A 13669-nucleotide genomic window follows, 5' to 3' on the forward strand; every position below is an offset into this window, starting at 1 on the left:
CTTCGGCAGCGGGGCCGTCGTCGTGCGGGGGTGCGGTCGCGCGCGGCGGATGCGCGCGCGGCGGGCGGTACGCTCGTCGCGTGGACAGCTTCACCGGACCGCGGGTCGCGGTCGTCATCGTCGCAGCCGGATCCGGGACGCGCCTGGGTGCCGACCTTCCTAAGGCGTTCGTCGACCTGCAGGGGCGGACGCTGCTGGAGCGGTCGCTTCATGCCGTCCGCGGCATGAGGCACGCGGCCGAGCCGATCGTCGTCGCGCCGGCGGATCACCTCGACGAGGCCCGCTCGATCGCAGCGCGCGTGATGGGTGGCGAGATCACCGTGGTCGCGGGAGGCTCGACGCGGCAGGCCTCCGTGGCAGAGGGGTTGGTGGTCGTCGATCCTGCGACCGACGTGGTGCTGGTGCACGACGCGGCGCGCGCCCTGGCGCCGTCGTCCCTTTTCGATGCGGTCGTGGATTCGGTGCGCGAGCGCGGGTACGGCGTCATCCCCGGGCTGCCGGTGAGCGACACCGTCAAGCGGGTGACCGACGACGGCGAGGTGCACGAGACCGTCGACCGGTCGAGTCTCTCCGCCGTGCAGACGCCGCAGGGGTTTCCCCGCGAACAGCTGCTGACCGCCTACGCGCTCGCGACGAGCGACGAGACAGACGATGCGGGCCTCGTCGCCGCCGCCGGTTTCCGGGTGGATGTGGTGCCCGGGGATGCGCACGCGTTCAAGGTGACCACCCCCTGGGATCTCCGACGGGCCGAGGAGCTGCTGCGTGGCTCGGCGGTTCCCCGCATCGGCGCCGGAAGCGACACGCACGCCTTCGATCCGGCGGCCGACCTGTGGCTCGCCGGCCTGCACTGGCCGGGGGAGCCGGGGCTCGCTGGTCACAGCGATGGCGACGTGGTGGCTCACGCGATCGTGGATGCCCTGCTGTCGGCCGCAGGCCTGGGCGACATCGGGGGAGTCTTCGGGACGGGGGATCCGCGCTTCACCGGGGCGCACGGCGAGGTCTTCCTGACGGAGGCGCGACGACTGGTGGAGGAGGCCGGGTTCCGGATCGGCAACGTTGCCGTCCAGCTGATCGGAAACCGGCCGAAGTTCTCGCCGCGTCGGCGGGAAGCGGAGGAGACCCTGTCGGAGATCCTCGGGGCCCCGGTCTCCGTGGGCGCGACCACGACCGACGGCCTGGGTTTCGCCGGGAGGGGTGAAGGCCTCACCGCTCAGGCGACGGCGTTGCTGCTGGGCTGATTTCGTCCACAGCGCCGCCCGGAGGGGACTTCTCCACCGGTCCGACACGGCGACGCGGGGGAAGGGGCGCGGCCCGTAGGCTTATGCCGTGACTCTTCGACTCTTCGACACCCAGGCGGGCGCGCTGCGCGACTTCGTCCCGCTTCGCGACGGCGAAGTCGGAATGTACGTCTGCGGCCCCACGGTGCAGTCGTCGCCGCACATCGGTCACCTCCGTTCCGCGCTCGTGTACGACCAGCTGCGCCGGTGGTTCAGCTACCGCGGGTTCGACGTCACCCTCGTCCGCAACGTCACCGACATCGACGACAAGATCCTCGTCAACGCCGCCGCGGGCTTGGCCGAGGGCGGCAGCGAGCAGTGGTGGGCGCTGGCGTACCGGTTCGAGCTCGAGTTCACCGACGCCTACCGGGCGCTCGGCGTGCAGGCGCCGACGTACGAGCCGCGCGCGACCGCCAGCATCCCTCAGATGCAGGAGCTCATCGGCCGGCTGATCGAACGCGGTCACGCCTACGCGGCGGAAGACGGCTCGGGCGATGTCTACTTCGACGTGAAGAGCTGGCCGTCGTACGGCCAGCTGACCCGTCAGAGCATCGACAACATGGAGGCTGCCGCCGACGCCGACCCACGGGCGAAGCGCGATCCCCGCGACTTCGCGCTCTGGAAGGGCCGCAAGGACGACGAGCCCGAGTCTGCCGCCTTCCCATCGCCCTGGGGAGACGGCCGGCCCGGATGGCACATCGAGTGCTCCGCGATGTCGCGCCGCTACCTCGGCCCGCAGTTCGACATCCACGGAGGCGGGCTCGACCTGCGGTTCCCGCATCACGAGAACGAGATCGCGCAGTCGACGGCAGCGGGCGACCCCTTCGCGAACTACTGGGTGCACAACGGTCTCGTGCACGTCAACGGTCAGAAGATGAGCAAGTCGCTCGGCAACTCGGTTTACGCGGCCGACCTGCTCGGTGCCGCTCGCCCGCTGGTGGTGCGGTACTACCTCGGATCGGCGCACTACCGGTCGACCATTGACTACCACGACGGCTCACTGAGCGAGGCCGAAGCAGCACTCGACCGCATCGCCGGATTCTTCGAGCGCGTCGAGCGTCGGCTCGCCGGCACGCGGTTCGCCGGCCACGGCGTGGAGGTCGTCCCCGACGCGTTCGCGGAGGCCATGGATGACGACCTGGCCGTGCCGCAGGCGCTCGCCGTGCTGCACGACACCGTACGTTCAGGCAACGCTGCGCTGGATGCGGAAGACTTGGAGGCGGCCGCCACCGCTCGTGGGCACGCGCTCGCGATGACGGAGGTACTGGGCATCAACCCGCTCTCGCCGCAGTGGCGGAGCGGTGGCACGTCGGCCGCCGAATCGGCGCTGGGCGAGCTGATCGACCGGCTGCTGGCCGACCGGCAGGATGCCAGGGCCGCACGCGACTTCGCCGCAGCCGATCGCATCCGCGAGGAACTGACGGCGGCAGGAATCACTATCGAAGACACCCCATCGGGGTCGCATTGGAGCATCGGATCATGAAGAACTCGGGTGGAAAGCCCCGCGCCGGGGCGGTGCGCAAGAGCAAGAAGGGCGCCACGGTCGGCACCGGCGGGCACGGACGCAAGGCACTGGAGGGCCGCGGGCCGACGCCCAAGGCGGAGGACCGCGACTACCATCCCGCGGGCAAGGCGAAGGCCCTGCGCGAGCGGGCGGCCGCCAAGGCTGCGCAGCGCGGGGGAGGACGGGATACGGCGCCGCGCGGCGCGTCCGGAGCCTCGCGCCGCGCCAAGAGCGGCGATGAGAGCGAGATCGTCACCGGCCGCAACTCGGTGCTCGAGGCACTGCGCGCCCACATCCCCTCGTCGACGCTGTACGTCGCAGCCCGCGTCGAGTTCGACGACCGGATGAAGGAGATCCTCTCCATCGCGACCGGTCGCGGCATCCCCATCCTCGAGGTGATGCGGCCCGAGCTCGACCGGCTCGCCGGCCGCGACGCCGTGCACCAGGGCGTCGCCCTGAAGGTGCCGCCGTACGAGTACGCGCACCCGGGAGAACTGCTCGACCGGACGGTCCGCACGGGTCAGACGCCGCTGTTCGTCGCGCTCGACGGCATCACCGACCCACGGAACCTGGGCGCGATCATCCGCTCCACCGCGGCGTTCGGCGGGCAGGGCGTCATCATCCCGCAGCGCCGCTCCGTCGGGATGACGGCCGCGGCCTGGAAGACGTCGGCCGGCGCTGCCGCGCGGACCCCCGTCGCGATGGCGGCGAACCTCACCGCCACGCTCAAGGAGTTCAAGAAGGCCGGCGTCTTCGTCCTCGGGCTCGACGGCGGAGGCGACACCACCCTCCCCGGGCTGTCGTTCGCCGATCGCCCCGTGGTGATCGTCGTCGGCAGCGAGGGCAAGGGCCTGTCGCGTCTCGTCACCGAGACGTGCGACGCCGTCGTGTCCATCCCGATCACCGCAACGACGGAGTCGCTGAACGCCGGGATCGCGGCGAGCGTCACGCTCTACGAGATCTCGAAGCTGCGAGCGGAGGCCGCGGCCGCGAAGCGGTAGCGACAGCGGCCTGCCGCCGCAGCGGGCGCGGGCGCCGCCGCGGCCGTCAGACCTTCGACCGCCAGTCGTCCTCGTCCTCGTCGTCGGTCGCGCTTGCGCCGCCGAGGACGGGGATGCTGATCGTCTCGGTCGGCGGGGCGATCACGGTCGCCTCGTCGCGGCGGTGGCGGAGGATGTCGTTGATGTACGAGGTGAGAGCCTCGGCGAGGGGCACGTCGCGCCCCTCCTTCTGCGACATGAACCAGCGGTGCTCCAGAAGTTGGTGGAAGACCTCCGCCGGCTCCAGCTTTCCCTTCAGGTCGGACGGGATCGACCGGATGACCGGCTCGAAGACGCGCAACAGCCACTCGTGGGCCATCGCCTCCTCGTCCAGCCCCGGGTTGCCGAGGGTCGCCGCGTACGAGTCGAGGTCGTTCAGCAGCCGTCGCGCCTGGTTCTCGCCGGTATCGAGGCCCGTCAGCCGCAGCAGACGCCGCTGGTGGTGACCCGCATCCACGACCTTCGGCTGGATGCGCACCTTGGTGCCCTCCTCCGACGTCTTGATCGCGAGTTCCTCGATGTCGAAGCCGAGCTCGTTGAGTCGCTCCACCCGCTCGCTGATCCGCCAGCGCTCCGACGACGAGAACGACTCGCTCCCGGTCAGCTCCTTCCAGAGCGACCGGTACGCGGCCACGATGCCGTCGGAGACGCGGATCGGGTCGAGCTCCTCGTCGGCACGGCCGCCGGCCTCCAGGTCCATCAGCTCGCCGGCGATATTCACGCGGGCGATCTCCAGGTCGTTCTCGCGCTGACCGTTCGAGAGGCCGCCCTCGTACAGCTGCCCGGTCTCCGCATCCACCAGATACGCGGCAAACGCGCCCGCGTCGCGACGGAACAGCGTGTTGGACAGGGAGACATCTCCCCAGAAGAACCCGACGATGTGGAGGCGCACCAGCAGCACGGCCAGCGCATCCACCAGCCGGGTCGCGGTGTCGGGCCGGAGCGTCTGCGAGAACAGGGCGCGGTAGGGGAGCGAGAACTTGAGGTGCCGGGTGACCAGAGCGGCGTTCAGCGGGGTGCCGTCGTCGTCGCTGCGGTTCTTGATCACCGCGACCGGGTCGACGCAGGGCACGTCGTAGCGCTGGAGCGTGCGCAGCATGTCGTACTCGCGCTGAGCCATCTCCGCCGTCGTCTCCTTGATGGCGATGACGTACCCGGAGAGGTTGGCGAAGCGGACGAGGTGCCGGCTGATGCCCTTCGGCAGGAGGGCGATGTGCTCGTTCGACCAGTCCTCCAGCGGGATGTTCCAGGGGAGGTCGAGGAGCGCCGGGTCGACGGTCGCTGCGGTGATGTTCACGGATCCGGCCACGGTGTTCCTCCGGTCGGTAGCAGGGGCGGCGAAGCGCGTGCGGTTAATGCCACTCTGCCGCAGCCCGGAGATTCGGACTGCGGCAGAGTGAGGATTCGCCTCTAGGACTGTAGTCGACGAGACCTTAGTCGACGACCGCCCCACCGAGGCGCTCGCCCGACTCCGCGTGGAACGCGTGGACGTGGCCCGGCTTCGGGGTGATGTAGACGGTGTCGCCCGCGTTCGGGTGGATACGGCCGTCGACGCGGCCGACGATGTCGGTGCGCTTGCCCTCGATCTCGGAGTGGCCGTACAGGTAGCCGTCGGCGCCGAGCTCCTCGACCAGGTCGACGGTCACCTTCAGGCCGGTGCCCTCGGTGGTCGAGACCACGACGTCCTCCGGGCGCACGCCGATGGTGACGGACGGGCCGGCGTTCGCGGTGATCTCGCGCTCGATCGGGACGACCGAGGTGCCGAACTTGACGCCGCCATCGGTGACGTCGGCCGAGAACAGGTTCATGGCCGGGCTGCCGATGAAGCCGGCGACGAACACGTTGTTCGGCTGCGCGTACAGGTCGCGCGGGGTGCCGACCTGCTGCAGGACGCCGTCCTTGAGCACCGCGATGCGGTCGCCCATGGTCAGCGCCTCGGTCTGGTCGTGGGTGACGTAGACCGTGGTGACGCCGAGGCGGCGGGTCAGCGACGCGATCTGCGTGCGGGTCTGCACGCGGAGCTTCGCGTCGAGGTTCGACAGCGGCTCGTCCATGAGGAACACCTGGGGCGAACGCACGATGGCGCGGCCCATGGCGACACGCTGACGCTGACCACCGGAGAGGGCCTTCGGCTTGCGGCCGAGGTACGGCTCGAGGTCGAGCAGCTTGGCGGCCTCGAGGACGCGCTGTGCACGCTCCTCCTTGCCGACGCCGGCGATCTTGAGCGCGAAGCCCATGTTCTCCGCCACGGTCATGTGCGGGTAGAGCGCGTAGTTCTGGAACACCATCGCGATGTCGCGGTCCTTCGGCGGCACATCGGTGACGTTGCGCTCACCGATGAAGATGTTGCCGTCGTTGACCTCTTCGAGGCCCGCGAGCATGCGGAGGGAGGTGGACTTGCCGCAACCGGAGGGACCGACGAGAACGAGGAATTCCCCGTCTGCGATCTCCAGGTCCAGTGCGTCCACGGCGGGGCGGGTGGATCCCGGGTAGAGCCGGGTCGCCTTGTCGTAGGTGACTGTCGCCATTTTCTTCTTGTCTCCTTCACCGGCAGGTACGTGCCGGACGATCCGTTGTGAATGGATGAACGTGGTCGACGTCCGATGGCGTCGATGCCACGTGGCCATAATATGGCATCGACGGACCTGCTTCGACCGGGCCCCCACCCGGTTGTGCGCGAACCGTCACTCAGTGAGTGCTGTCCCGCTGTGCCCCGCGCGTCCAGCCACCGTCTGGTTCATTCCCAGACTGCCGGTTTACGCTGTCCCGGTTGTACGCGCCGAAGGGTGCGCCTGCCCGCCGCGTCCCCCGCGCGGCCCGTTCGACCCCGAGAGCAGTATCCGGAAGATATGAGCCCAGAGAACTATCCCGACGACAGCCGCAACGGCGACGTCCGCGCAGCCGCGCGGGAGAAGGCACGCCAGCTCCGCACCACGCAGCAGAAGAAGGACCGACGCAACCGCCTGCTGCTCTCCGGCGGCATCGCGCTGGCCGTCCTGGCGGTGGTGGCCATCGTCGCCGTCGTCATCGTGAGCGCGATCCGGCCGACGGTTCCCGGACCGAAGAACATGGCCAGCGACGGTGTCGTCGTCGGTTCCGGGCTGAAGGTGAAGACCACGACCGCCCTGGCGGCCGACGCCAAGCCGGTCGCGAGCACGCCGGATCCCGCGGGCAGCACTGTGGACATCCGCATCTACGCCGACTATCTGTGCAAGCTGTGCGGCGACTTCCAGCGCACCAACCTCGAGCAGCTGGAGCCGCTGGTGAAGGCCGGTGCCGTCACGGTCGAGATGCACCCGGTCGCCATCTACACGAGCCACTCCGCCGGCACGAAGTATTCGCTGCGGGCAGCGAACGCGGCGGCCTGCGTGGCCAACTACGAGCCGAGTGCGTTCTGGAAGTTCAACGCCTCCCTGTTCGAGAAGCAGCCTGCCGAAGGCGGACCCGGCCTCAGCGACGACGGGCTGAAGAAGCGCGCCGCCGCGGCCGGTGCCACCAAGACCGGCGACATCGACTCCTGCATCGACGACGGCCGCTTCAAGACCTGGGTGATGACCGCCAGCGATCGCGCTCTGAGCGGGCCCATCCCGCACTCCGACGTCAAGAAGATGACGAACGCCCTGCTCGTGCTCGTCAACGGCAAGCCGTACACGGGTTCGCTCACCGACGCGGACGACTTCAAGGCGTTCGTGCTGCAGGCGCAGGGCGACGAGTACACCTCGACCGCCACCCCGACGCCCACGCCCACCCCGTAACCGGGCGGTCGCGCCCGCTGCCCTAGGATGTAGGCGGCGGGTGACCGCCGCCGCCGGCTTAGCTCAGTTGGTAGAGCACTCGCCTTGTAAGCGAGCGGTCGCGGGTTCGAGTCCCGCAGCCGGCTCCCTCGCGTCATAGTGAACGCGCTTCGCGCGTCTCTTGTTGATGTGACCAATGACTCCCGCGACGAGACCTGGGCGGCACTGTCCTCCCGCACCCACCACGTGCTCGGTGCCCCCGCGCCACGGCGCCGGCTGGAACGCGACACGTTCGCCGCGCTCGTCGCCACCCTCATCGGCGCGACCTGCCTGCTCGTGTCGGCACTCGGCGTGATCCACCTGTGGGTCGCCCCGCTGGGCGGCGCGGCGGTGGTGGTCGCAGCGGTCGCGACCGGGCTCGTCGTCACCCTGGTCCTCGCCGGCGGCCTGAGCGCATGGCTTATCGACCGTCGCAGCGGGACCTCGGAGGAGGCTGGCTACTCGACCCTTCCCGGTGCCGGAGCAGCAGCCGAAGCGGCGGTCGAGGCGAGGATCAGCCGGTCGAGCGCATCCATCGGCGTAGTGGAGGAGCGCACGGCTTCCTCCCAGACCCGCTCGTAGGCGGCTTCGCTGATCGACAGGGACCGGTCGCTTGCGGGCCACGCCGGCTTGTCGAAGTGGAGCTGGAGCATCCGCTCACGCAGCAGGAAGGCCACGTTGTCGGCGGGGGCGATTCCGCGGTGGCCTTCGCGGATCGACACGACCAGGTCGCCCGTCGTGGTGGCATGCCTCACCTGTCCGATGGTCATGCCGGCGAAGCGAGCGAACTCGTCGATGGTGAGGGTCTCGGGCAGCTTGGAGACGTACTCCTCGGCGATCGCGCACCGCAACTGCAGCCAGGCGATCTGGCGCACTGCGCTGCGGTCGGAGGCGCGCTCCGTCATGGTGATGTCGGCCATTTCTCTCCTCCGATCCGGGGGCGTCTCGATCGTGTCGTCCCATAGGTACTGACGGTCCGTGGGCGGCCGGTATGACGCGACCGAACCTGTGGATCACCGCACGAATGGCTGGACGCTCGGCCTCCGACGGGGCTGAATGGGGAGATGACCACCGGTTCTCAGCCCGTCCTGCTTTTCCTGCACGGCCGCTTCGGGGTGCGCGACGACCTCGCCTGGATCGCCGAACAGGTGCCGTCGCCGTGGCGCACGGTGCTGCTCCAGGGCTCTGTGCCGTTGGGCGATCGGTTCGAGTGGTTCTCGGTCGCCTACGAGGAGGCGCCGGGAGCCATGTCGAGTGATGCCGCTCCGGCGGCGGATCGGCTGCTCGCGTGGATCGACGAGAACGTCGGCGACGCGCCGGTGGCTGCGGTCGGCTGGTCGCAGGGTGGCGCGACCGCGCTGCACGCTCTGCGGCGCGCCCCCGACAGCCTGCGATTCGTGGCGACGCTCGGCGGCTTCACGACGCTCGATGCAGAGCGGGGGGATGCGGTGCTCGCGGAACGCCGACCGCCGGTGTTCTGGGGTCATGGTGCGAAGGACGACGTCATCAACCCGACGGACATCGCCCGCATGCACGAGTTCCTTCCTGCGCACACGACCCTCGAGGAGCGGGTGTACCCGGATGCCGGGCACGACATCCCGGAGGCGATGGTGGAGGACACGCTGCGCTTCATCTCGGAGCGCTCAACAGAACTGTGAGCGACGCGTCGTGGCGCTGAGCAGGCCGCGGGCTCAGGCGGTCTCGCCGGTGTCGCTGCGGCGGCGCAGCTCGTCCTCGAGCCGTCGGATACGCTCGGCGCGCTCGGCGTCCTCGATCTCGCGTTCGAGGGCGGCGAGTTGGGCCTCCGTGCTCGCCGGGTCGAGGTCGGACGCCCGCGATCGGCCGCTGGCGGACCACGGGTCGCTGCGCGTTGCGGGCATCCGGAGCGTGCGCGGCCGGGAGACGCTCGTCTCGTACTCGCGCCCGACGGCGAACCACAAAATGCTGCCGATCAGCGGCAGGAGGATCACGATGAACACCCACGCCACCTTCGGCAGGTGCTTCACGTGGTCGCTCCGGCGCAGGATGAGGTCGACGAGCGCGAACACGAACAGTGTGAGCACGAGCAGCGGCACGACGAGCATGTCGCGATTCTAGGGGGCCTCAGCCGAAGGTCAGGACCCGCTCGCCCCAACTCTGCCGAAGCCGTCCGTCGAGATCCGGCACCAGCCGGTCGCGCCGGTCGATGACGAGGGTCGCCCGCCCGTCGGCGTCGTAGGCCGGCCAGTCGTCGCCCGGGATGCCGTCGTGGGCGTACGCGGCCCAGCGGGCGCGCATCCGCTCGGAGACGGCGGCAGCATCCCGCCGCCCGCCGAGAAGGAACGACGGATCGCGCGGGAGCGCGCCGAACTCTCCCCAGACGTAGGGCAGGTCGGTGGCGTGCGCCGCCCCGATGCCGCTGAGCCGCAGCAGCGGCGGGGCGAAGTCGAAGCGGTAGAGGTGCGTGGGGGCGACGGCGCTGTGACCGGCGGCCGCCCACAGCGCCGGCATCCGGAACGCGATGTCGGTGGCCACCCGGACGCCTCGGGACGACCGGCGTCCGTCGTAGGCGGCCAGCATCCGGTCAGCCGGCGGCAGCTCAACACCCTGCTCCTGCTCGGCCTGCATCGTGTCGAACATCCGCTGCAGCGCAGCGCGCCGGATGGGCAGCAGCGGCGACCGCATCAGCCGGAACAACGTCGCCTCGTCGCGGTTCGTGCCGATCAGCAGCGGGACGGGAAGCCCCCGGCCTCCGCTGAGCACACGGATCGGTGCCTCGGGGAGGAGGTCGTCTCCGACCACCGGGGCGAAGGCCAGCATGCCCGGATGCTCGCGCGGGATGTCCGTGTACACCTCAGCGGCGGCATCCACGATGGCGTCGACCGGCAACGCCCGGAGCGCGTCGCCGTCGCCCTGCGCGATGCCCAGACGGTCGAGGAAACTCCGCGCGGCCGTCGCCGACCGCTCGGGCCCGTACATGGAGCCGGCGGGAGGGCTCTGCGCGATCGCCCGGTGGAACAGGCCGGCCGCGGCGGGGGAGGCCAGCAGCGCGGTCACGAGACCCGCCCCAGCGCTCTGGCCGAAGATCGTCACCGCCGACGGATCCCCGCCGAACGCGCGGATGTTGTCGCGCACCCACTGCAGCGCGAGCAGCACATCCCGCAGCGCGAGGTTCGTCTCGGCGCCGTCGACGCCGGCCGAGCGCAGGTCGAGGAAGCCGAGCGCTCCCAGGCGGTAGTTGAGGGTGACGATCACGACATCCCCGCTCGTCGCCAAGACGTCGCCGCGATAGATCAGCTGACTGGATGCGCCCAGCGCGTAGGCGCCGCCGTGCAGCCACACCATGACGGGCCGGAGGTTGCGGGAGGGTGGATCGCCCGACGGGCGCACGACATTGAGGAACAGGCAGTCCTCGTCCATGCGAACAGCGCCGTCGGGCCCGAGTGGGACCGCCGGGTTGGGTCGCTGCGGCGCGGCCGGTCCGAACTGGTCGGCGTCGGCGATCCCGCTCCACGACGCCGCCGGTACAGGCGCGCGCCAGCGGAGAGGGCCGGTGGGCGGTTCGCCGTAGCGGATACCGCGCCAGGCGGCGACGCGGCCGTCGTAACGGCCGCGGACCGCGCCCGCTGCCGCGACGACGACCGGTCGACCGTTCACGCCGGGGAGGTCTCCTCCCACTGCATGAACGGGCGCAGCTCGAGCTGGCCGTTGCGCGCCATGGGGTGCCGGGAAGCGATATCGATGGCCTCCTCCAGGCTGTCCACCTCGAGGATGTCGAACCCGCAGATCCACTCCTTCGTCTCGGCGAAGGGCCCGTCGGTGACGTACCGCTTGCCGTCGCGGACGCGCACGACGCGCGACTCGGTCGGCGCCTGCAGCACCTCCCCGATCACGCGCTTCCCCGACGCGTCGAGCTCGTCTACCCAGACGTTGACATCGGACTCATCGGACTCGGTGTCCCGCTGGGTGTCGGTGACCACGAACATCATGTACTTCATCGTTCTGTCCTTTCGATCGCGAACGCTTCATCCGGACGTCGAACAGGACGGCCCCTGTTCGACATTCTGTCCCGGATGCTCTCCGGGGTGAAGGTTTCGGCCGATCGACAGGCGGTTCAGAACGAGGTTAGTGTAGCCTTACCTTAGTTCCCGACCCCGTTTCCGACTCCGCCCGGAAGGCCGCCGTGACGATCATCGCCCCGACCCCCACCCAGCGCCCGAGGCCCGCTTACCGGCCGTACCGCGCCACCGTGGACCGGGTCCAGCGACTGAGTCCGCACTTCACCCGGGTGACGTTCCGCTGCGACGACTTCGAGCACTTCGGGACGGAGTGCCTGGATCAGCGCATCAAGCTCCTGTTCCCGCTCGCCGACGGCACCTTCGGCGACCTCGGGCTCGACGACGAAGAGGCGCTGCTGGCCGGCGACTGGTACGAGCGCTGGCGCGCACTGCCGGACCACCGCCGCAACGCCTTCCGCACCTACACGGCGCGCGCGATCGACACGGAGGGCTGCCGCCTGGACGTGGACTTCGTCGTCCACGGCGACGGCGGTCCGGCCGCACGCTGGCTCCTCGGCGCCGGAGCCGGCGACGAGGTCGTGATCATCGGCCCGGACGCGCGCAGTCCCCACCGCGGCGTCGGCATCGACTGGCGCCCCGGGGATGCGCGCGAGCTGCTGCTCGTCGGGGACGAGACGGCTGCGCCGGCCATCGCATCAATTCTCGAGTCGCTTCCAGAAGGACGCCGCGCGCGGGCCTTCATCGAGGCGCCCTCGCCGGAGGATGCCCTCCCGCTGCGCACGGCAGACGAGGTCACGGCGACGTGGCTGCCCCGCGGCGGGGCCCATCCCGGAGCCGTGCTGCTGCCCGCTGTGCAGCGCTGGCTCGCCGACAACGCGCGCATCGTCGCCGGCGCCGCAGCGGCAGGGTCGCAGAGCCTCGACGACGTGGATGTGGACCGCGACATCCTCTGGGAGAGTCCGGAGGGTGCCCACACCGGCTTCTACGCGTGGATCGCGGGGGAGTCCGCCGCGGTGAAGACGCTGCGACGGCTGCTCGTGCGCGAGCACGGCATCGACCGCTCCCGCGTCGCGTTCATGGGCTACTGGCGCCTCGGCCGCTCCGAGAACTGACCTGTATTCAGGACCGTCCCCGTGCCGGGCGGTGCCGAGGTGCGACTAGTTGTCGCTATTCGGCCCCGATAAGCGCAACAACTCACCCCTCGGCGTGGATGCGTGGCGCGGAGTCCTGAATACAGGACGGGCTACTTGTCGTCGCGCTCGACGCCGCGGAACACATCCGGGTAGTCATCGAGCCACGACCAGTGACTGACCGGCCAGCTGATCACGAACGCCTTGCCCACGACGTCCGAGAGCGGGACGAAGCCCTTGCCCGGATCGTCCATGTGGTAGCGGGAGTCGGCCGAGTTGTAGCGATTGTCGCCCATCACCCAGACGGACCCGGCAGGCACGGTGACGTCGAACGACTTCTCCGACACCGCTTGCACTCCTGCGGGAAGCAGCACGTACGGCTCCTTGAGCGGAACACCGTTGACGCTCAGCTGACCGAGCGCGTTGCAGCAGCTGATGTGATCGCCCGGCAATCCGATGAGGCGCTTCACCAGGTGCTGATCGGAGTCGGACGCACCAAGACCGACGAAGTCGAGCACAGCCCCGACGCCCTGCTGGAAGGCGTTGCCGGTCTCCGGAGGGGCGGGCGGCAGCCATCCACCCGGATCCTTGAAGACGACGACATCGCCTCGCTGCAGGCCGAAGACCTTCGGCTGAAGCTCGTTCACGATGATGCGATCGTTGATCTGAAGCGTGTTCTCCATCGACCCGGAGGGGATGTAGAACGAGCGGGCGACGAACGTCTTGATGAGGAACGACACCAGCACCGCGACCACGAAGATGACCACCACATCGCGCAGCAGCGTCTTCCAGCTGGACGTGCGCCGGGCGGCTCGGCGCGGGCGCGCGGTGGCAGTACTGTCGGTCACAATCTCTCACCGTAACGTGCGGAGCCTGTGAGCCGCATCCAACCTCGTTCGGGTGTCTTGCTCGCTGCGGCGCGCGGTGAGAACATCTCAGTAAGGCTG

13 protein-coding genes and 1 tRNA gene are annotated in these 13669 nt (G+C 69.9%); 7 read left to right on the forward strand and 7 right to left on the reverse strand.

The window, feature by feature from the left end; translation table 11 throughout:
- The first annotated feature begins 80 nt into the window (after positions 1-80).
- The 3 genes from ispD to rlmB all read left to right on the forward strand — a co-directional run bounded on the left by ispD (position 81) and on the right by rlmB (position 3782).
- The gene (ispD, locus tag AB4Z18_RS04495) at positions 81-1238 is read left to right on the forward strand and encodes a 2-C-methyl-D-erythritol 4-phosphate cytidylyltransferase (RefSeq protein ID WP_441781496.1); all 1158 of its coding nucleotides are present in this window, start codon (positions 81-83) and stop codon (positions 1236-1238) included.
- A gap of 88 nt (positions 1239-1326) precedes the next feature.
- The gene (gene cysS / locus AB4Z18_RS04500; RefSeq protein WP_441781497.1) at positions 1327-2760 is read left to right on the forward strand and encodes a cysteine--tRNA ligase; all 1434 of its coding nucleotides are present in this window, start codon (positions 1327-1329) and stop codon (positions 2758-2760) included.
- Entirely contained in the window at positions 2757-3782 is a 1026-nt protein-coding gene (gene rlmB / locus AB4Z18_RS04505) for a 23S rRNA (guanosine(2251)-2'-O)-methyltransferase RlmB (protein ID WP_441781498.1), read from the forward strand. Before cysS ends, rlmB begins: the two co-directional genes overlap by 4 nt.
- A gap of 46 nt (positions 3783-3828) precedes the next feature.
- On the opposite strand, the gene AB4Z18_RS04510 is transcribed toward rlmB, so the two are convergent.
- Complete coding sequence (locus AB4Z18_RS04510; RefSeq protein ID WP_441781499.1) at positions 3829-5130, reverse strand: DUF4032 domain-containing protein; 1302 nt, start codon at positions 5128-5130, stop codon at positions 3829-3831.
- A gap of 124 nt (positions 5131-5254) precedes the next feature.
- Positions 5255-6349, reverse strand: a complete 1095-nt coding sequence (locus tag AB4Z18_RS04515) for an ABC transporter ATP-binding protein (protein ID WP_441781500.1) — start codon at positions 6347-6349, stop codon at positions 5255-5257.
- A 321-nt stretch (positions 6350-6670) separates the two neighbouring features.
- Between AB4Z18_RS04515 and AB4Z18_RS04520 the strand changes: the two genes are divergently transcribed.
- Together AB4Z18_RS04520 and AB4Z18_RS04525 are read left to right on the forward strand one after the other, a co-directional pair.
- Positions 6671-7576, forward strand: coding sequence for a DsbA family protein (locus AB4Z18_RS04520; protein ID WP_441781501.1), 906 nt, complete (start codon positions 6671-6673; stop codon positions 7574-7576).
- 52 nt (positions 7577-7628) lie between these two features.
- Positions 7629-7701: transfer RNA gene (locus AB4Z18_RS04525), tRNA-Thr, on the forward strand.
- Positions 7702-8052: 351 nt separating this feature from the next.
- Here the strand turns inward: AB4Z18_RS04525 and AB4Z18_RS04530 are convergent.
- A complete protein-coding gene (locus AB4Z18_RS04530) occupies positions 8053-8514 on the reverse strand; it encodes a hypothetical protein (RefSeq protein WP_441781502.1) in 462 nt (153 codons plus the stop codon).
- A 144-nt stretch (positions 8515-8658) separates the two neighbouring features.
- Here AB4Z18_RS04530 and AB4Z18_RS04535 point away from each other — a divergent pair, with 144 nt between their 5' ends.
- Positions 8659-9252, forward strand: coding sequence for an alpha/beta hydrolase (locus tag AB4Z18_RS04535; RefSeq protein ID WP_441781503.1), 594 nt, complete (start codon positions 8659-8661; stop codon positions 9250-9252).
- Positions 9253-9285: 33 nt separating this feature from the next.
- On the opposite strand, the gene AB4Z18_RS04540 is transcribed toward AB4Z18_RS04535, so the two are convergent.
- From AB4Z18_RS04540 to AB4Z18_RS04550, 3 genes are read right to left on the reverse strand one after another with little or no spacing between them, the layout of a single operon-like run.
- Positions 9286-9678, reverse strand: a complete 393-nt coding sequence (locus AB4Z18_RS04540; protein WP_441781504.1) for a PLD nuclease N-terminal domain-containing protein — start codon at positions 9676-9678, stop codon at positions 9286-9288.
- A gap of 19 nt (positions 9679-9697) precedes the next feature.
- Positions 9698-11230: a carboxylesterase/lipase family protein gene (locus AB4Z18_RS04545; protein ID WP_441781505.1), complete on the reverse strand. Its 1533-nt coding sequence runs from the start codon at positions 11228-11230 to the stop codon at positions 9698-9700.
- The gene (locus AB4Z18_RS04550; RefSeq protein WP_441781506.1) at positions 11227-11571 is read right to left on the reverse strand and encodes a YciI family protein; all 345 of its coding nucleotides are present in this window, start codon (positions 11569-11571) and stop codon (positions 11227-11229) included. Before AB4Z18_RS04550 ends, AB4Z18_RS04545 begins: the two co-directional genes overlap by 4 nt.
- Positions 11572-11756: 185 nt before the next feature.
- On the opposite strand from AB4Z18_RS04550, the gene AB4Z18_RS04555 reads away from it, so the two are divergent.
- The gene (locus tag AB4Z18_RS04555; protein ID WP_441781507.1) at positions 11757-12704 is read left to right on the forward strand and encodes a siderophore-interacting protein; all 948 of its coding nucleotides are present in this window, start codon (positions 11757-11759) and stop codon (positions 12702-12704) included.
- 131 nt (positions 12705-12835) lie between these two features.
- Here AB4Z18_RS04555 and lepB read toward each other — a convergent pair whose 3' ends face one another.
- Positions 12836-13570, reverse strand: a complete 735-nt coding sequence (gene lepB, locus AB4Z18_RS04560) for a signal peptidase I (RefSeq protein WP_441781508.1) — start codon at positions 13568-13570, stop codon at positions 12836-12838.
- Positions 13571-13669 lie beyond the last annotated feature (99 nt).

This window comes from Leifsonia sp. 2TAF2, from assembly GCF_052115085.1.
Classification (GTDB): Bacteria; Actinomycetota; Actinomycetes; order Actinomycetales; family Microbacteriaceae; genus Leifsonia.

What these genes read in the sequence shown, in the direction of transcription:
- AB4Z18_RS04515 (WP_441781500.1), bottom strand. Translation starts at nt 6,349, where the DNA reads ATGGCGACAGTCACCTACGACAAGGCGACCCGGCTCTACCCGGGATCC.
- AB4Z18_RS04530 (WP_441781502.1), bottom strand. Translation starts at nt 8,514, where the DNA reads ATGGCCGACATCACCATGACGGAGCGCGCCTCCGACCGCAGCGCAGTG.
- AB4Z18_RS04540 (WP_441781504.1), bottom strand. Translation starts at nt 9,678, where the DNA reads ATGCTCGTCGTGCCGCTGCTCGTGCTCACACTGTTCGTGTTCGCGCTC.
- rlmB (WP_441781498.1), top strand. Translation starts at nt 2,757, where the DNA reads ATGAAGAACTCGGGTGGAAAGCCCCGCGCCGGGGCGGTGCGCAAGAGC.
- AB4Z18_RS04535 (WP_441781503.1), top strand. Translation starts at nt 8,659, where the DNA reads ATGACCACCGGTTCTCAGCCCGTCCTGCTTTTCCTGCACGGCCGCTTC.
- AB4Z18_RS04520 (WP_441781501.1), top strand. Translation starts at nt 6,671, where the DNA reads ATGAGCCCAGAGAACTATCCCGACGACAGCCGCAACGGCGACGTCCGC.
- AB4Z18_RS04550 (WP_441781506.1), bottom strand. Translation starts at nt 11,571, where the DNA reads ATGAAGTACATGATGTTCGTGGTCACCGACACCCAGCGGGACACCGAG.